Origin of the sequence: Collinsella aerofaciens (genome assembly GCF_015555045.1) — a bacterium.
Taxonomy (GTDB): domain Bacteria; phylum Actinomycetota; class Coriobacteriia; order Coriobacteriales; family Coriobacteriaceae; genus Collinsella; species Collinsella aerofaciens_W.
Genome location: NZ_JADNJQ010000005.1, coordinates 46,090 through 64,325 on the forward strand (window position 1 = coordinate 46,090; position 18,236 = coordinate 64,325).

Consider the following 18,236-nt stretch of genomic DNA (forward strand, 5'->3'; position numbering starts at 1 on the left):
GCAAAAGGAGCCCCGCATGGATTGCCCGGTCACCGCTCGTCCCACCGTTATCGTTATCTCCGACTCGCTCGGTGATACCGCTTGTGAGGTGGTGCTTGCGGCGTCCGGGCAATTTGATGAAGGGGCTTTTCGTTTGTTGCGCCTGCCCAAGGTGACCTCGGTGGAGCAGGTGGAGTCGTTTGTGGGCCCGCGCGTCGATGCCGACCATCGCGATATTGCCGTGTTTCACACCATTGTCGATCCGGCGCTTCGCGCCCGCGTGCTCGATTACCTGGGCATGCTGCATATCCGTTCGGTCGACCTGATCGGTCCGACGCTCGCCGTGCTATCGTCGCTCATCGGTGTGCCGCCCAAAGGCGTCGCGGGCGTGATTCACAGGACCGATGACCGCTATTTCCATCGTATCGAGGCCATGGAATATTTCGTTGAGCACGATGACGGGCGCGGTTGCGACGATTTGTCGGGTGCCGATATCGTGCTGCTGGGCGTATCGCGCACGTCCAAGACGCCGCTGTCGATGTATCTGGCTTATCAGGGCTACAAGGTTGCCAATGTTCCGTTGGCCCATGGCATGGAGCCGCCGAAGTCGATTTACGAGGTCGACCCGATGCGCCTGTTCGGCCTGATTTCGACCGTCGATGTGATTTCCGAAATTCGCGATAGCCGCTTGGGCGATGACTACGCTCGTGCCGTTGCCGGCTCCTATGCCGAGCCCGAGAGCGTGCGCAGCGAGCTTGAGGAAGCTCGTGCCCTCATGAAACGCCTAGGCTGCTTTGTGGTGCGTACCGACGGCAAGGCCATCGAGGAAAGCGCTGCCGAGATCATTAGCCACTTGGAGGAAATCCAAGAAGCTCGCGCCCGCCGAGCCACCAGCCGCGCCTAATATTAGTAGCATTTTGATAAAGCGATTTAGCAAAAACATCGCATCTGACCTGCTTTTTTATTGTAGTGGTATCTTCATAAGGTAACCAACTTTACCTACCGTTTACCGCCAGTTTTAGCACGTTTACCAAACCGCGTATCCTCTGCTCAAGCCCGTTCAAATCCGGCCGTATAGTTCCCTCACGGCCCGCATCCGGCGGGTCGATTCGTTACCACGGTCGTGCGCGTAAGCGCATGGAAGGGGAAGTATCGTGAGCGATTGCAAGAGGGTTTACCGTTTTGGTACCGACGCCCAGGGCACCTGTGTCACCGAGGGCGACAAGTCCATGAACTTCGTGCTTGGCGGCAAAGGCGCTAACCTTGCCGAGATGAGCCGTATCGGCCTGCCGGTTCCCGGTGGCTTTACTATTACCTGCCAGACTTGCGTCGAGTACTCCGGTGCCGGCAACGTGTGGCCCGAGGGTGCACTCGATGAGATCGTTGCTGCCGAGGCGGACCTCGAGGCCCGCTGCGGCAAGAAGCTCGGCGACGCCTCCGATCCGCTGCTCGTGTCGGTTCGTTCGGGCGCTCCGTTCTCCATGCCCGGCATGATGGACACGGTCCTCAACTTAGGCCTCAACGACGACTCCGTTCAGGGGCTCATCGCCCAGACGCAAAATCCGCGTTTTGCTTGGGATAGCTACCGCCGCTTTATTCAGATGTTCTCCAACGTCGTTATGGGCGTTGACGCCGACCTGTTCGAGAACGCCCTGACCCAGGCCCGCCTGGTCGCCGGTGTTCGCGTCGATTCCGAGCTTTCGGCCGAGGACCTTCAGGAGCTTGTCGAGACCTTTAAGGGCATCTTCTCCGAAAACGTCGATGCCTCCCTGTATCCCGAGCTCGAGGTCGCTGACGGCAAGCCCGTTTTCCCGCACGACCCGGAGCTTCAGCTACGCCTTGCAATCCAGGCCGTCTTTGGCAGCTGGATGAACGAGCGTGCCTGCATCTACCGCAAGCAGCATGGCATTTCCGACGACCTCGGCACCGCCGTCAACGTACAGGCCATGGCCTTTGGCAACAAGGGCGAGACCTCTGCGACGGGCGTCGCCTTTACGCGTAATCCGGCCGACGGCACCAAGGAGTTCTACGGTGACTTTTTGGTCAACGCCCAGGGCGAGGACGTCGTCGCCGGTATCCGCAACACCGAGCCCATCGCCGACCTCAAGGCCACCCCGGGCCTCGAGTCTGCAGGTGAGGAGCTCGAGCGCGTGTTCCTGACGCTCGAGGACCATTACCGCGATATGTGCGATATCGAGTTCACCATCGAGCAGGGTAAGCTCTGGATGCTCCAGACACGCGTGGGTAAACGCACTGCCACCGCCGCCCTGCGCATCGCCATCGAAATGGTCGAGGAAGGCCTGATCACCCGCGAAGAGGCCGTGAGCCGTATCGATCCCGCGCAACTCGACCAGCTCCTGCACCCGCAGTTTGACGCTTCCAAGAGGTACGAGGCGCTGGCCAGCGGTCTGAACGCCAGCCCCGGTGCCGCCGTGGGTGAGGTTGTGTTCTCGAGTGATGACGCCGTCGCGCGCGCCAACGAGGGCCACAAGGTCATTCTGGTTCGTTGGGAGACCAACCCCGACGACCTGAAGGGTATGGTTGCCGCCGAGGGCATTCTGACCAGCCATGGTGGCAAGACGAGCCACGCCGCCGTTATCGCCCGTGGCATGGGTACTCCCTGCGTCTGCGGTGTCGAGCGTTTCCATATTGACGCGGCCGAGAAGGTCGTGCGTATCGAGGGCAGCGATCGCGTGCTGCACGAGGGCGACATCATCTCCATCGACGGCACTCAGGGCATCGTTGTCGATGGCGCTGTCGATTTGGTCTCCGCCGAGCTCACCGGCGACCTGGACACCATCCTGTCTTGGGCAGACGAGATTCGCCTGGAAGAGGCCGACGGTCACGCCAACCACGTGCGCGTCAACGCCGACAACCCCGAGGATGCCGAGCTCGCGCTCGAGTTTGGCGCCGAGGCCATCGGTCTGTGCCGCACCGAGCACATGTTCCTGGGCGATCGCAAGAACATTATCCAGAGTTTCATCCTGTCCGACGACGAGGCCGTGAAGCAGCAGGCCCTGGCCGATCTGCTCAAGGTCCAGACTGAGGACTTCCTGTCCATGTTCAAGACCATGTCCGGCCGCGATGTGGTCGTTCGCCTGCTCGATCCGCCGCTTCATGAGTTCCTAGATAATCCTCGCGAGCTCGAGGTCGCCATCACCAAGAAGGAGGCCGCCGGCGCCAGCGAGGAAGAGCTCGCCGCCCTGCGTGCCCGCCTGCGCCGCATCGACGGCATGGTCGAGTCCAACCCGATGCTCGGCCTGCGCGGCGTGCGCCTGTCCGTCGTCTTCGGTGACCTGCCGCTCATGCAGGTCCGTGCCGTGGCAACGGCTGCCGCCCGCCTTATCAAGGAAGGCGTCGACCCGCGTCCCGAGATTATGGTCCCGCTCGTTTCCATTACGGCCGAGCACGTTCAGACCCGCGAGGTCATTGAGCGCGTGATCGCCGAGGTCTCCGCCGAGGAGGGCGTTGAGCTCAACATTCCCGTGGGCACGATGCTCGAGCTGCCGCGCGCCTGCATGGTCGCTGACGAGATTGCACAGCACGCCGACTTCTTCTGCTTTGGCACCAACGATCTTACGCAGACGACTTTCGGTTTCTCGCGTGACGACGCCGAGGCCAAGTTCATTCCGCTGTACATGCACAAGAAGATCTTGAAGGATAACCCCTTCGAGACCATCGACTCGGCGGTGCTGGAGCTCGTGCGCATGGCCGTCGAGAAGGGCCGCGCCACCAACCCCGACATGCACTTTGGCGTGTGCGGCGAGCACGGCGGCGACCCTAAGTCCATCAAGGGCCTGTTTAACGTGGCCGATGTTGACTACGTGTCCTGCTCGCCCTACCGCGTGCCCCTCGCACGCCTGGCTGCCGCCCAGGCCAAGCTCGAGGCCAAGCGTTCCGCCTAACGTTTTGGGTTTAGACGCCTAGCGTAGCCCCCTTCATGCCGCCCGTCTCATTCGTGAGACGGGCGGTTATCATGTGCGGGTTTTGTCTTTTTGTCTGCGTAAAAAATTGTTCTTGCAGCAGAAACCCGCGCGTGTATACTCGAATACGTTTGTTCAACTACGTGCCGGCCAAGGTGGTACGGCACCTCTAGAAGAGTAAGGAATTGCACATGGATTACATCCGCGCAATCGAGCGTCAGCAGATCCGCGAGGACATTCCTCAGGTTCGCGTCGCCGACAACGTCAAGGTTCACTACCGCATTAAGGAAGGCGACCGCGAGCGCATCCAGGTCTTCCAGGGCGACGTCATCCGCATGGCCGGCGCCGGTGCCCGCGAGACCTTCACCGTCCGTAAGATGTCCTTCGGTGTCGGTGTTGAGCGTACCTTCCCGCTTCACAGCCCCAAGATCGCCAAGCTCGAGGTCGTTCGTCATGGTCGCGTCCGTCGCGCCAAGCTGTACTACCTCCGCGACAAGGTGGGCAAGGCTGCTCGCATCCCCGAGAAGCGCTAAGAAGATCGCAGCGTCTGTCCACTCGTTTGGACACAAGGGTCACCTTCGGGTGGCCCTTCTTTTTATCTGATTTGCATGCAAGGAGGGCCTGGTATGGCCAACATGACGAGCTCGGTTTCGGCATCGCAGGTTGCCGGTGAGTTGGCGAGCGCTACGTTTGAGGAGATTCCCGCCCTCGTGGAGCATTATCGCGAGGACCCGCGCCAGCAGGTGATCAAGGCTTGCGAGCGTGCTCTTAAGCGCCATGCCAAGGAGCTTGCCGAGCGCGAGCGCGTCAATGACATGTACGAGCTTATGCATGAGCTTGGCGGCGATGGGGTGGTCGTTGGTGTCGACGAGGTGGGCCGTGGCTCGGTAGCGGGTCCCTTAACCGTGTGTGCCGTGTGCCTTCCCATGGAACCGCGCGTCTGGGGTATCAACGATTCCAAAAAGCTCACGCCCGCGCGCCGCGAGTTGCTCTCAGTGAAGATTGCCGAGGTGGCGACGGCGATCGGTTTTTGCCATATCGCGCCTAAGGATATCGATGAGATGGGCATGGCCCGCGCAATCCGCGCTGCCGTTGTGGGCGCCGTGGCCGATACGGGGCTCGAGCCCGACTGCGTCCTCATGGACGGTAACCCCTTGGGCGCCGTTCCCAACGAGCGCGATGTGGTGAAGGGCGATGCCGAGATCGCCTGCATCGCCGCGGCATCCATCATGGCCAAGGTCACGCGTGACGAGATGATGGTCGAGTACGACGCCGAGTACCCCGAGTACCATCTGGCCGAGTCGAAGGGCTATGCGAGCCCCGAGCACATCGAGGCCATTCGCAAACATGGACTTTGTCCGCTGCACCGCGTGAGCTTTTGCGGAAACTTTCTGCAGACTGAGCGCCTTTTCTAGGTCAATTGTGGAGACAGGGACCTCTGGGGTTTTATAAACCTGCTGGTAGCGGGCCGTATGCAACACCATTGCTGCGTACGGCCCGTTTTTTTGACGGCATTTGGTCAGCTTTTGGTTTGCTTCCGGTACTTACCCGCATGAAAGGTGCTCTCATCATCGGGGCAATGCAGTGTGCGGGAAAGGAGACCCCATGAGTGCCGCAAGCAAAAAGAGTAAGACGCAGCAGCTCAAGGAGTGTTGGGAAAACGGCAAGCTCGACTGCGGGGCGATGACGCCCGAGTTTATCAAGGGACTCAGTCCTCGCGAGCTGGGCATGCTGGGCGAGCTGATCACCATCAACTACTTTAACGAGCGCGGCTACACCTTGCTGGAGCAGGGTTATCGTTGCACCGAGGGCGAGGCCGACCTGGTGCTGCTCGATGAGCTCGACGATGTCGTGGTGATGGCCGAGGTCAAGACCAGACGCGTTGCGCTGGATTGCAGCACGCGGGTCTTTCCCGAGGAGGCCGTGGACGCCCAAAAGCAACGTCGCTACCGCCGCATCGCAAGTTGCTATCTCATGGAGCATTATCCGCTCAAGGCGATTCGCTTCGATGCCGTGGGCGTTACCATTCGCGGCGGGCATATCGCCGAGATCGAGCACCAGTACAACGCGTTCGATTGGCAGGTGTCGTGATGGCGTTCGAGACGTTTGCCGTTCACGCGGCCTGCATCCGCGGCGTCGAGGCGATTCCCGTCACGGTCGAGGTCTCGCTTGCCGGCGGCGTTCCGGGCATCCAGATGCTCGGCATACCGAGTATGGAGGTGATGGAGTCGCGCGGTCGTATTCGCTGCGCGATGCGCTCGGCCGGCTTTGAGATCCCGCGCTCGGGCATTACGGTCAATCTGGCGCCCGGCGATATCCGCAAGACCGGTAGCGGCTTTGATCTGCCCATCGCCATCGCGGTATTGGCGGCCGATGGGCAGATTCCCCGCGACAACCTCGATCGTTGTCTTATCGCTGGTGAGCTTGGCTTGGACGGTACGGTGCTTCCTGTCAAGGGCGAGGTGGCGTTTCAGTTATTGGCGCGTGATTTGGGGCTGTCCTTTATCGCCGGCAGGTCAGACCAGCATGTGCCACTCGCGGGCGTGGATTGCGGATTCATCGATCATTTGTCTCAGCTTGCTCATGGTATGGGCGATGCCGCGCGGCACTACTTGGATTCCGAGGGCGTCGAGGCGACCTTTGAGCCTGAGCTCGACTATGCCGACGTGCTGGGGCAGGAAGTCGCTAAACGCGGCATGGCGCTTGCGGCGGCAGGAGAACTCGGCTTGCTCATGATCGGGTCTCCGGGATCGGGCAAGACGATGCTCGCACGCCGTATGACCGGCATCCTGCCCGAGCTTTCCGTTGAGGATCAGCAGGAGGCACTGTGCATCCATTCGGTTTTGGGTGAGAACATTGATGGCTTGTTGGCGGGGCACCGCCCCTTCCGCAGTCCCCACCACAGTATTTCGACCGCAGGCCTTATCGGCGGCGGGCGCCCGGTGCACCCGGGTGAGATCAGCCTTGCTCATGGCGGCGTGCTCTTTTTGGACGAGCTTGCCGAGTTTCCCACTGGCGTGCTGCAGACGCTGCGTCAGCCCATCGAGCGCGGCTACGTGAGGATCGTACGCGTCGACGGGGCTTTTACCTTCCCGTCGCGCTTTCAGCTGCTGGCTGCGAGCAATCCCTGCCCCTGCGGCTTTTTGGGCGATCGCGAGGTGCCGTGTCGCTGCTCGGCGGCGATGGTCGAGCGCTATCGGTCTAAACTGCGCGGTCCTTTGGCCGACCGTATCGACATGATGATCGATGTGACCCGTCCCGACCCTCAAGTGATTATCGAGGGTGCGGAGGGCATGTCGTCGGCCGAGTTACGTGACTACGTTGTGCGCGGTCGCGCCTTTCGCGCTTGGCGCGAATCCCGCATGGACGATGCGGATGCCGAGGCCGAGGATGACGAGACACGGTCCATTGACGGCGTCGTTTCGACCTTTGAGCTCGATGATGCGGCGGAGAAGTGTGTGCTCGGCCTGTCGAAGCGCACGCATCTCACAGGGCGTGGCATCGTGCGCCTTGTTCGCATTGCGCGCACGATCGCAGATGTCGCCGAGAGCGAGCAGGTGACGCAGGACCACGTGCTCGAGGCGGCGATGTACCAGGGAAGGAGGGACCAATGATGGCTGAGGGGACCTTCGAGCTGCATCCAGGTGACGCGTTGTATCCCGAGACCGTTTTGGAGCTTTCTGATGTACCTCAGACGCTCTATGTGCGCGGCAACCCCGAGGCGCTTTCGACGCCCGCGCTCTCCATCATCGGTGCGCGAAAGGCCTCGCCGTATGGTCTTGCCGTGGCAGAGCTTGCGGCGAAGGTGGCGGTTGAGGCGGGAGTGACGGTAGTTTCGGGCGGTGCGGTCGGTTGTGACCAGGCCTCGGGTTGGGCTGCGGTCAACGCCGGCGGCAAACACGTTGTGGTGCTGGGGACGGGCGCCGACGTGGTCTACCCGCGTTCGAGCGCGGGGCTGATTACGCGCACGCTTGATACGAGTGGCGCGGTCGTGTCGATCTCTCCGTGGGGCATGGGTCCGCGCAAGTTCGCCTTTCCGCGCCGCAATCGCGTAATCGCGGCCCTGTCGCAAGCCCTCTTTGTATCCGAGGCGGGTATGCCTTCTGGGACGTTTTCCACAGCCGAGGCTGCTATGGATTTGGGGCGCGAACTTCTTGCCGTGCCGGGGTCGATCCTATCGCCCGAGTCGCGTGGCACGAATTACCTCATTGCGAACGGTGCCTGCTGCATCGTCGACGAGGAATCTATCGAGATGGCTATCTCACGCATCTACGGAACCCTGCGCTACTCGCGCCCCGATGCTCCCGGCATTGCCGACCTGGATCCAACGCAGCAGACCGTGATGCATGCGCTCATCGCCTCTCCGCTCAAGGTCGACGACATCGCGGCGCTCGTCTCGCTCGATGCTGTCGGCGTACTCAAACTCTTGGGTTCGCTTGAACTCGAGGGTCTTATCGAGCGCATGATGGATGGAAGGTATGCGCCCTCCAAGTTTGCCCTTCACGCCCAGACACCCTTCGGTCACAATGGAAAACGTGTCAATTAGAAAGGTGTTTGCAGATGCAGTTCGATCAGGTGACAGTTATCGGTGGCGGTCTGGCGGGTTCGGAGTGCGCGATCCAGCTGGCAGATCGCGGTTTTGCCGTAAAGCTGTGCGAGATGCGCCCCCAGGTGAGCTCCCCGGCTCACCATACCGATCACCTGGCAGAGCTCGTCTGCTCGAATTCGTTTAAGTCGACCCGTCCGGATTCCGCGGCTGGTTTGCTGAAGGCCGAGCTTGAGCGCATGGGTTCAGTCCTGCTCGATTGCGCCCATCGCGCGGCTGTTCCCGCCGGTGGCGCCTTGGCGGTCGACCGCGTCAAGTTTTCCGAGCTTGTCGAGGCCGAGGTTGCCGCTCGTCCCAATATCGAGGTCGTGCACGGTGAGGTCACACAGATTCCCGAGGGTCACGTGGTCATTGCCGCGGGCCCGCTGTGTTCACCGGCGCTGAGCGAAGAGGTTATGAAGCTCGTCGGTGGCGATGCCCTGGCATTCTTTGATGCGGCGGCGCCGATCGTCGATGCCTCCACGCTCGATATGGACGTGCTGTTCTCGCAGTCGCGCTACGAGGAGCAGGGGAGCGGCGACTATCTCAACGCTTCGCTCAACAAGGAGGAGTACGAGGCCTTTATCGAGGCGCTTACCACGGCCGACCGCGTGGTGCTCAAAGACTTTGAGGGCGGCGATCTGTTCCAAGCCTGCCAGCCTGCCGAGGAAGTTGCGCGCACCGGCAAGGACGCCATTCGCTTTGGCGCCATGAAGCCCGTCGGCCTCACCGACCCGCGTACCGGACGTCGCCCTTGGGCGGCGATTCAGCTGCGTGCCGAGAACAAGGAGAAGACCGCCTATAACCTGGTGGGCTTCCAGACCAACTTGACCTTTGGCGAGCAGAAGCGCGTCTTCCATATGGTGCCGGGCCTGGAGAACGCTGAGTTCTTCCGCTACGGTGTCATGCACCGCAATACCTTTGTCGACGCCCCTCACGTGCTCGATAGCACCTTTGCCGTGCCCGGTACCGGCGTGCGCCTGGCCGGTCAGATCACCGGCACCGAGGGGTACATGGAAGCCGTGGCGACAGGTCTGCTCGCGGCGCTCAACACCTATGCCGAGGCTATCGGTGCCGCGGGCGTCGAGTTGCCGCGTGTGGGCGCCCTGGGTGCGCTCGTGGGCTATGCGACCGATCCTGCCACCGTGGGCTATCAACCCATGCATGTCAACTTTGGACTGGTGCCGCCGCTCGAGGACGGTAAGCGCCGCAGCAAGCGCGACCGCTACCAGGCCTATGCGGACCGTGCACTCGAGGCCCTTGATGCCTATCTGGCCACTCGCCCCGATCTGTTTGGAGGCGACCGGTCATAGTTTTTGACCTGTACGACACCGTCGACTCGTTTATCGCCTACATCGCACGTGTCGAGGGTCTTTCTCCCAACACGGTGACGGCCTATGGCTCGCGGTTGGAGCGCTTTGCTGCCTGGTGCGAGCGCGAGGACGTCGACGCTCGCGCCGCCGACGTGCGGACCGTTCGCTCCTATTTGGCCGAGCTGTCGCGTGGCCAGGTGGCGGCTCGGACCCTTGCGGCACACCTGTCTGCCATTCGCTCACTCTATCGGTGGATGGCTGCCGAGGGAATCGTTGAGGGCGATGCGGTCTCGGCGATTTCCTCGCCCAAGCTCCCGCGCGATTTGCCCGGTGTGCTGACGTCCCAACAGGTGGAGGCGCTCCTCAAAGCCCCCGATACCTCAACACCCTCGGGACTGCGCGATGCGGCGATGCTCGAGTTGCTCTATGCCTCGGGTGCTCGTATCTCTGAGCTCGCAGCACTCAATGTGGAGTCCATCGCTTGGTCCGAGCGCACGCTGCGCCTGTGGGGCAAGGGAAGCAAGGAGCGCATCGTTCCTCTGTATCGTCGTGCGCTCGATGTGACGCGTCTCTATATTGAAGAGGGGAGGCCGGAGTTGCTCGCTCGGGCAAAGCGCCGCGACCTCGCTACTGGGCCGCATCCGCTGCTTATATCGGCGCGCGGCAATCGCATGAGCGCCGCGATGCTCCGGCGGAGGTTCCATACGCTGGCGACGCTCGCCGGCATTCCGGCCGACATCGCCCCGCATGCGATGCGCCATACCTTTGCGACCGACTTGCTCGAGGGCGGTGCGGACCTGCGCTCGGTTCAAGAGCTGCTAGGTCATGCGAGCCTGTCCACGACGCAGATCTACACGCATCTCACACCCGATCGGCTTAAGCGGGCTGTGGCTCAAGCCCATCCCCGCGGCGAATAGTGGCTGGCACGTCCCGCGCCGCACTCAGGTGTGTGGTTTTGATTGCGGGTTGGCAGGAAGAGGCATTCCTGCTATCATTCATCGGGTTGCTTCACGGCAACATGTTTTTATCACGCACGCGCGGCTACTTCATACCGTGGTGCCCGGGCTTTGGTAGCACATGTCCGGGTTGGTTTTGGAGGATGACCCCGCGCGGAGGCAAACCACAGGAGGTTTAACATGGCTACCAAGATTAATATCCGCACCCTGCTCGAGGCCGGCTGCCACTTCGGTCACCAGACCCGTCGCTGGAACCCCAAGATGAAGCCGTTCATCTTCGGTGAGCGCAACGGCATCTACATCCTCGACCTCAAGCAGACCATTCTCGACGCCGACCAGGCCTACACCTTCGTCAAGAACGTCGCCAAGGGTGGCAACGTGCTGTTCGTCGGCACCAAGAAGCAGGCTCAGGAGGCCGTCAAGAACGCTGCTGAGCGCGCCAACATGCCCTACATCAACCAGCGTTGGCTCGGCGGTATGCTGACCAACTTCGTCACCATCCGCTCCCGCATCAACCGCATGGAGGAGCTCGAGGCCATGGTCGAGGACGGCCGCATGGCTGTTCTGCCCAAGAAGGAGCAGGCTGTTCTCGGCAAGGAGCTCACCAAGCTCCAGACCAACCTCGGTGGCGCTCGCGACATGAAGGGTCTGCCCCAGGCTCTCTTCGTCATCGACACCAAGCGCGAGGAGAACGCCATCAAGGAGGCTCAGCGCCTGAACATCCCCGTCGTCGCTCTGATCGACACCAACTCCGATCCCGACGAGGTCGAGTACGGCATCCCCTGCAACGATGACGCTATCTCCGCTGTCACCCTTATGTGCGAGCTCATGGCTGACGCCTGCCTCGCTGGCTCCGGCAAGGAGCAGGTCTCCGAGGCCGAGATGGCCGCTGAGCCCAAGGCCGAGTAAATCAGTCTTAGTTAATTCTTTTTCATCTCTTTGAAAGGAACCACAATGGCCCAGATTACCGCCGCTATGGTCAAGCAGCTCCGCGAGATGACCGACTCCCCGATGATGGAGTGCAAGAAGGCTCTCGTCGAGGCTGACGGCGACATGGACGCCGCTGTCGACGTTCTGCGTAAGAACGGCCTTGCCAAGGCTGCCAAGAAGGCTGGCCGTGAGACCAACGAGGGCGCTGTCGCCGCGTTCGTCTCCGAGGATGGCAAGACCGGCGCTCTGCTCGAGCTCTCCTGCGAGACCGACTTCGTTGGCTCCAACGCCAAGTTCACCGGCTTTGCTTCCAAGGTCGCTGAGGTTGTCGCTACCACCGAGCCTGCTGACGTCGACGCTCTGCTCGAGAAGCCGATGGGCGAGGAGACCGTTTCCTCCGAGCTCACCGAGATGATTCACATCATGGGCGAGAACATGAAGATCTCCCGCTTCGCTGCCCGCAAGGCCGAGAACGGCGCGCTCGCTTCTTACATCCACATGGGTGGTAAGATCGGCGTCCTCGTCGAGTTCGCTTTCGAGAAGGCCGAGACCGCTCAGGCTGAGTCCTTCAAGACCTTCGCTCACGACGTTGCCCTTCAGGTTGCCGCCGTCGCCCCGATCTGCGCTACCCGCGATCAGGTTCCGGCCGAGACCGTCGAGCACGAGAAGCAGATCTACATGGCCCAGGCTGCCGAGTCCGGCAAGCCCGAGGCTATCCAGGAGAAGATGGCTGTCGGCCGTCTGGAGAAGTTCTACAAGCAGTCCGTGCTCACCGAGCAGGAGTTCATCAAGGACAGCTCCCTCACCATCAAGAAGTACGCTGAGCAGGTCTCCAAGGAGCTCGGCGACACCATTACCGTCGTTGCCTTTGACCGTCTGGTCCGTGGCGAGTAAATAAGCTCTTGTAGCTGGTAATGAGCAGGCTGTGGGTTTTACTCACAGCCTGCTTTTTCATGGCTCTTATCAGAGCCTTTGATATCATATTGAGAGTCTAATTAAAGGAGGATCGCTTTGTCCGACATCCGATATAAACGCGTGCTTCTTAAGCTTTCTGGCGAAGCACTGATGGGCGACGGCCAATATGGCATCGACCCCAAGGTTACCGACCATCTTGCCAAGCAGGTCAAGGAGCTGCTCGCCGTTGGCCATGAGGTCGGCGTCGTTGTCGGCGGCGGTAATATTTTCCGCGGCATGGCCGGCGCTGCCGGTGGCATGGAGCGTGCTCAGGCCGACTACATGGGCATGCTGGCAACCGTTATGAACGCGCTCGCCCTGCAGGATGCCTTCGAGCACAACGATGTTCCCTGCCGCGTTATGAGCGCTATCCAGATGAACGAGATCTGCGAGCCCTATATTCGCCGTCGCGCCATCAACCACCTTTCCAAGGGCAACGTTGTTATTTTTGCCGCCGGTTCGGGCAATCCGTACTTTACGACCGACACCGCCGCGGCTCTTCGTGCGTGCGAGATCGGCGCCGAGATTCTGATTAAAGCCACCAAGGTTGACGGCATCTACGACAAGGATCCCGTCAAGTGCGCCGATGCCGTCCGTTTTGACAAGATTACCTATCACGAGGTTCTCGTCCGCGGTCTGCAGGTTATGGATTCCACGGCTACGGCACTGTGCCAGGATAACCGTATGCCGATTTTGGTCCTCAACATCGATGGCGAGGACACCGTCAAGCGCGCGCTTTCGGGTGAGCCCGTCGGCACGCTCGTCTATCAGGAGGATTAAGCATGGCAGAGAACATCACCGCCCACATGGACAAGTCGCTCGAGTCCCTCAAGCACAGCTTCTCCAAGGTTCGCACGGGTCGCGCCAACGCTAACATTCTGTCCGACATTTCGGTCGATTACTACGGTGTTCCCACGCCGGTTACCCAGGTTGCCGCCGTTAAGACTCCCGAGGCTCACATGCTGCTCATCGAGCCCTGGGACAAGGCACTCGTCAATGCAATTGTGAAGGCTATCAGCGCTTCCGATCTGGGCATTACTCCCAACTCTGACGGTACCGTCGTGCGCCTTCCGTTCCCGGCTCCCACCGAGGAGCGTCGTCGCGAGCTCGTCAAGGAGTGCCGCGAGTATGCCGAGCAGGCCAAGGTTTCCATTCGCAACATCCGTCGTGACTTTAACAACAAGCTTGAGCGCGACGAAGAGCTCACCGAGGACGATGTCCGTCGCGAGCAGGCCAAGGTCCAGAAGCATACCGATGAGTATGTTGCCAAGGTCGAGGAGCTTCTGAAGGAAAAAGAAGCCGAGGTCATGGAGATCTAAGGTGCAATACGACGAGAACAAACTGGTCGAGTACTTTGCCGACGCCCCTGCGGGCGTCGGTTTTTCCGACCTTGACCTCAATAAGATTCCGCATCATATTTCGTGCATCATGGACGGTAACGGTCGTTGGGCCACGGCGCGCGGTCTTGCCCGCACCGAGGGCCACAAGGCAGGTATCGTCTCCCTGCGCGAGATTATTACCGCATGCGTGCGCTTGGGCGTCGACGTCCTTTCGGCCTATGCGTTTTCCACCGAAAACTGGAATCGTCCGCAGCACGAGGTCAACGTTTTGATGCATTTGTTTGCCAAGACGTTTATCGATGAGCTGCCGCTGCTTAAGCGCGAAAACGTGCGCGTTGTCTTTTTGGGCGATATTTCCGCACTGCCCAAGAAGACCCGCGATGTCTTTGAGCGAGGTCTTGCCGAGTGTGCCGACCACACCGGCATGACGCTGGCGCTTGCCGTCAACTATGGCGCCCGTGCCGAGATCACCCGTGCTGTCCGTCAGATCGCGCTCGATGCCGCCGCTGGAAAGATCGATCCCGTCGCTATCGACGATGATATGGTTGCTACGCATCTGTACACCGCCGGATTGCCCGATCCGGAGCTTGTGATTCGCACCTCCGGCGAGCTTCGTCTTTCGAACTATCTGCTGTGGCAGGTTGCCTATTCTGAGTTTTATGTCACCAATACCTATTGGCCCGACTTTGATCGTTGGGGTCTTGTCAACGCCATTTTGGCCTATCAGGGCCGCGACCGTAGGTTTGGTGGACTGAGCAAGACCGAGGAGGCTTAATCGTGTCCGATCGTCCCAAGGCATCTGCTCCCAAGACGCCTGCGCGCAAAGCTACCACTGTGGGAGCGCCTGCAGCGAAGAGCGGCAGCGGTTCGTGGCTGGCGGGCTTTATTACCCGTGCCGCCGCCGGTATCGTCTACGCCGTTGTCTTTATCCTGTGCCTGGTTTTGGGTATCGTGCCCACGGCCATCTTCGTCTCTGTCATGAGTGGCCTGTGCTGCTATGAGTTTTTCCGCATGACGAGGCTCGATGGCAAGGTGGCAAATGAGCGCCTGGGTATCGCTGCCGCCGTGCTCTTTCCGCTCTCGGCGCTGGGCGACTCGCTGCTGTTGAACGCCCTGCTTTTTGCCCTGATGCTTGCGGTGGGCATTTGGTACGTCTGGTCTTCGCGTACCCGCATATCCGATGTAGCTGTGACGCTCATGGGCCCCATTTACACCGGTTTTATGCTGTCGGCCATCGTGCTACTGCGCGATGCCGTGCCCGGTTTTGCCGGCGCCCTACTTTCGGTGGGTGTTTGCGCGTCTCTCTGGGTCTCCGATTCGTTTGCCTACATTGTGGGCAGCCGTATCGGCAAGCACAAGATGGTTCCCAAGATCTCTCCCAAAAAGAGCTGGGAGGGTTTTGTCGGCGGCATCCTGGGCTCGGTTTTGATTTGGCTCATTCTGTGGGTGACGCACTTCTACAAGCTCAGCCTGCCCTATGCGCTGCTGTGCGGCGTGGTCGTGTCCATTTTGGGCGTTATCGGCGACCTTATCGAGTCGCGCATCAAGCGTGGCGTGGGCGTCAAGGATTCCGGCAACCTTATCCCGGGCCATGGCGGCATGCTCGACCGTAGCGACTCGCTTATCTTTGGCTGCATTACCGCGCAGCTGCTTTTGATGATCGGAGGCGTGCTGTAATGTCATTCCAGACGACGTATGGTCCCGATGGACGCCTTCGCGTTGCCATCCTGGGTTGTACGGGCTCTATCGGCACACAGGCACTCGATGTATGCCGTCAGCATGCCGATCGACTGCAGGTGACAGCGCTGTCCGTTAACTCCAGCACTTCGGAGCTCGTTGCCGCCACTCGCGAGTTCTCGGTTCCGGCCGTTGCCGTGGCCGACACCACCCACGGTGCGGACGCTGTACTGCAGGAGCTGCCCGAGGGCACCGAGCTCGGTGTTGGCGCGCAGGCGGTTTGTGAGCTCGCACGTCGCGATGACGTCGACTGTGTCCTTGTCGCCATTGTGGGCGCTGCCGGGCTCGAAGCGAGCCATGCGGCCCTCACCTCGAATAAGCGTCTTGCCCTCGCCAATAAGGAGTCGCTCGTCGTTGGCGGTGACCTGCTGATGCCGTTGGCGCAGCCGGGTCAGCTCATTCCGGTCGACTCCGAGCACTCCGCCATCTACCAGTGCTATCTGGGTGAGAATCCGCGCGAGGCTCACTGCATTTGGCTCACTTGCTCGGGTGGTCCGTTCTTTGGCCGTACCCGCGACGAGCTCAATCGCGTGACACGTGCCGATGCACTGGCACATCCCACGTGGGCCATGGGGGCCAAGATCACCATTGACTCCGCTACTCTTATGAACAAGGGCCTGGAGCGTATCGAGGCGATGCATCTGTTCGGTTGCGACCTCGACTTTATCAACGTGGTCGTGCAGCGTCAGTCCAAGATTCACTCTATGGTCGAGTTTGCCGACGGCTCCGTGATGGCGCATCTCGGTGCGTCCGACATGCGCATTCCCATCCAGTTTGCCTTTTCGTATCCCGAGCGCTGGGATACTCCGGCGCCGCGAATCGATTTTCGTGATTTGGGGCAGCTTACCTTCGACGCTGCCGATATGGACACGTTCCGCTGCCTGGCGCTGGCCGAGCGTGCCGGCAAGACGGGCGGCACCATGCCGTGCGTGCTGAATGCCGCCAACGAAGTTGCCGTCGATGCCTTCCTGCACGATGCCTGTACCTTTACCGATATCGATCGCATCGTTGAGTCCTGCATGGATGTACACGATGTGCAGACGGTTGCATCCTTTGAGCAGCTTCGCGATATCGATACGTGGGCTCGTGCCAAGGCCGCCGAGGTGCTTGCTGCAACCCGCTCTTAATCGTAAGGATTGCTTTTCGTTTTATGGATACTGTTCTGAGCGTTCTTTCCTCGGTCTTTTGGGGCCTTTTGATGCTATCCGTCCTCGTGTTTCTGCATGAGGGCGGCCACTTTTTGGCGGCCCGTGCGTGCGGCGTGCGCGTCACCGAGTTTTTCTTGGGCCTGCCGTGCCGCTTTGACATTCATCATACGTCGCGTCGCATTGGTACCAAGTTTGGCGTGACGCCGCTGCTGCTGGGTGGTTATGCCGCTATCTGCGGTATGGACCCGACCGATGTCTCGTGCGCTGATCGCGTGCTCGCGGCTATCTACCGTCATGGTCGTGTGACCGTGGCCGACCTTGCCGCCGAGCTCGTGCTTTCCGAGGAGGATGTGCTCGAGGCTTGTGCCCTGTTGCTGGGCTGGGGCTCCATCGCACCCTGGTATGAGGAAGGGGAGAAGCCCTCGCCGGGCTACTATCCCACCAAGTATCAGACGCTGCCTCGAGACGCTGCGGGTTACACCACCTTTGACGGCCGCCGGTTCGATCGAGAGCATGCGACTGCCGAGGGCGATGTGTGGGAGCTGCCGTGCGGCGAAGCCGAGTTTCTTGCGCAAGAGCGTTCGCATACCTATCTGGGCCAGGGTTTTCTCAAGCGCGCCTTTATGCTGCTCGCGGGCATTCTCGTCAATATCCTGACGGGCTTTTTGCTGCTTATGAGCATCTACTCTATTGCGGGTGTCACCGTGCCGATGGATACCAACGTGATCGGTCAGGTTGACGAGGGGTCTATTGCCGCCAAGGCGGGTATCGAGGGCGGCGACGCGATCCTTTCGGTTGACGGAGTATCGTGCTCTACCTGGATGGACGTTTACGATGCCATCGGCAAGGCTGCCGGTAAGGACGATATCGCCATTGAGTATGAGCGCGACGGCAAGCAGCATTCGACCTCGGTTGCGCTCAAAGAGGATGAGCGCCTAGGTGTGTATGCCTCTACGCAGGTGGTCCGTTTAGACCTCTTCACGTCGGCTCGCCTGTCTTTCTCCTATGTCGTGCAGACAGCGGAGGGCGTGATGCGCCTACTCCAGCCGCAGCATACGATGGAGATTCTCGACCAGTCCTCGTCGATCGTGGGTATTAGCGTTATGTCCTCACAGGCTGCTGCTGCCGGCCCTGCCACGTTCCTTTCGTTTGCCGCCCTCATTTCGTTCTCGCTTGGCTTTATGAACCTGCTGCCCATCCCACCACTCGATGGCGGCAAGCTGGTCATCGAGATCATTCAAAAGATTGCGGGCCGCGAGCTACCTCTCAGGGTCCAGACGATTGTGAGCTATGTGGGCATCGCGCTCTTTGCACTGCTGTTTGTCTACATGCTTCGTTCCGACGTCCTTCGATTTATTCTGTAGGGGAGTG

General features: G+C 60.6%; 17 protein-coding genes. All 17 read left to right on the forward strand.

The genetic code is table 11. From position 1 onward, the window contains the following. The first annotated feature begins 16 nt into the window (after nucleotides 1-16). The 17 genes from I2E45_RS03065 (at nucleotide 17) to I2E45_RS03145 (ending at nucleotide 18,229) form a co-directional block, all read left to right on the forward strand. Entirely contained in the window at nucleotides 17-883 is an 867-nt protein-coding gene (locus I2E45_RS03065) for a pyruvate, water dikinase regulatory protein (RefSeq protein WP_117745955.1), read from the forward strand. Between the two features lie 250 nt (nucleotides 884-1,133). Beyond that, entirely contained in the window at nucleotides 1,134-3,884 is a 2,751-nt protein-coding gene (ppdK, locus tag I2E45_RS03070) for a pyruvate, phosphate dikinase (protein ID WP_271741971.1), read from the forward strand. A gap of 209 nt (nucleotides 3,885-4,093) precedes the next feature. Beyond that, complete coding sequence (rplS, locus tag I2E45_RS03075; protein WP_006236098.1) at nucleotides 4,094-4,435, forward strand: 50S ribosomal protein L19; 342 nt, start codon at nucleotides 4,094-4,096, stop codon at nucleotides 4,433-4,435. Nucleotides 4,436-4,528: 93 nt separating this feature from the next. Then, on the forward strand, nucleotides 4,529-5,317 hold the full coding sequence (locus I2E45_RS03080) for a ribonuclease HII (RefSeq protein ID WP_195444195.1): 789 nt from the start codon (nucleotides 4,529-4,531) through the stop codon (nucleotides 5,315-5,317). 190 nt (nucleotides 5,318-5,507) lie between these two features. Continuing rightward, a complete protein-coding gene (locus I2E45_RS03085) occupies nucleotides 5,508-5,993 on the forward strand; it encodes a YraN family protein (protein WP_195444197.1) in 486 nt (161 codons plus the stop codon). Continuing rightward, the gene (locus I2E45_RS03090) at nucleotides 5,993-7,516 is read left to right on the forward strand and encodes a YifB family Mg chelatase-like AAA ATPase (RefSeq protein ID WP_055309873.1); all 1,524 of its coding nucleotides are present in this window, start codon (nucleotides 5,993-5,995) and stop codon (nucleotides 7,514-7,516) included. The genes I2E45_RS03085 and I2E45_RS03090 overlap by 1 nt, the downstream gene beginning before the upstream one ends. After that, complete coding sequence (locus I2E45_RS03095) at nucleotides 7,516-8,448, forward strand: DNA-processing protein DprA (protein ID WP_195444198.1); 933 nt, start codon at nucleotides 7,516-7,518, stop codon at nucleotides 8,446-8,448. Before I2E45_RS03090 ends, I2E45_RS03095 begins: the two co-directional genes overlap by 1 nt. Nucleotides 8,449-8,462: 14 nt before the next feature. Next, nucleotides 8,463-9,800 (forward strand): methylenetetrahydrofolate--tRNA-(uracil(54)-C(5))-methyltransferase (FADH(2)-oxidizing) TrmFO, encoded by a 1,338-nt coding sequence (gene trmFO, locus I2E45_RS03100; protein WP_195444200.1) that lies wholly within the window; start codon nucleotides 8,463-8,465, stop codon nucleotides 9,798-9,800. A gap of 8 nt (nucleotides 9,801-9,808) precedes the next feature. After that, complete coding sequence (locus tag I2E45_RS03105) at nucleotides 9,809-10,717, forward strand: tyrosine recombinase (RefSeq protein ID WP_229058799.1); 909 nt, start codon at nucleotides 9,809-9,811, stop codon at nucleotides 10,715-10,717. 219 nt (nucleotides 10,718-10,936) lie between these two features. Continuing rightward, nucleotides 10,937-11,665, forward strand: a complete 729-nt coding sequence (gene rpsB, locus I2E45_RS03110; protein ID WP_006236109.1) for a 30S ribosomal protein S2 — start codon at nucleotides 10,937-10,939, stop codon at nucleotides 11,663-11,665. 45 nt (nucleotides 11,666-11,710) lie between these two features. Next, entirely contained in the window at nucleotides 11,711-12,580 is an 870-nt protein-coding gene (tsf, locus tag I2E45_RS03115) for a translation elongation factor Ts (RefSeq protein ID WP_022094736.1), read from the forward strand. A gap of 117 nt (nucleotides 12,581-12,697) precedes the next feature. Next, the gene (gene pyrH, locus I2E45_RS03120) at nucleotides 12,698-13,420 is read left to right on the forward strand and encodes a UMP kinase (RefSeq protein WP_035138557.1); all 723 of its coding nucleotides are present in this window, start codon (nucleotides 12,698-12,700) and stop codon (nucleotides 13,418-13,420) included. 2 nt (nucleotides 13,421-13,422) lie between these two features. Continuing rightward, complete coding sequence (gene frr, locus I2E45_RS03125) at nucleotides 13,423-13,959, forward strand: ribosome recycling factor (RefSeq protein WP_195444202.1); 537 nt, start codon at nucleotides 13,423-13,425, stop codon at nucleotides 13,957-13,959. A 1-nt stretch (nucleotide 13,960) separates the two neighbouring features. After that, the gene (locus I2E45_RS03130; RefSeq protein ID WP_195444204.1) at nucleotides 13,961-14,755 is read left to right on the forward strand and encodes an isoprenyl transferase; all 795 of its coding nucleotides are present in this window, start codon (nucleotides 13,961-13,963) and stop codon (nucleotides 14,753-14,755) included. Between the two features lie 2 nt (nucleotides 14,756-14,757). Continuing rightward, nucleotides 14,758-15,657, forward strand: coding sequence for a phosphatidate cytidylyltransferase (locus I2E45_RS03135; protein ID WP_271741974.1), 900 nt, complete (start codon nucleotides 14,758-14,760; stop codon nucleotides 15,655-15,657). Next, nucleotides 15,657-16,844 carry a 1-deoxy-D-xylulose-5-phosphate reductoisomerase gene (gene dxr, locus I2E45_RS03140; protein WP_195444206.1) on the forward strand — a complete coding sequence of 396 codons (1,188 nt, stop codon included), beginning with the start codon at nucleotides 15,657-15,659 and terminating at the stop codon, nucleotides 16,842-16,844. The genes I2E45_RS03135 and dxr overlap by 1 nt, the downstream gene beginning before the upstream one ends. Nucleotides 16,845-16,867: 23 nt before the next feature. Further along, on the forward strand, nucleotides 16,868-18,229 hold the full coding sequence (locus I2E45_RS03145; protein WP_195444207.1) for a M50 family metallopeptidase: 1,362 nt from the start codon (nucleotides 16,868-16,870) through the stop codon (nucleotides 18,227-18,229). Nucleotides 18,230-18,236 lie beyond the last annotated feature (7 nt).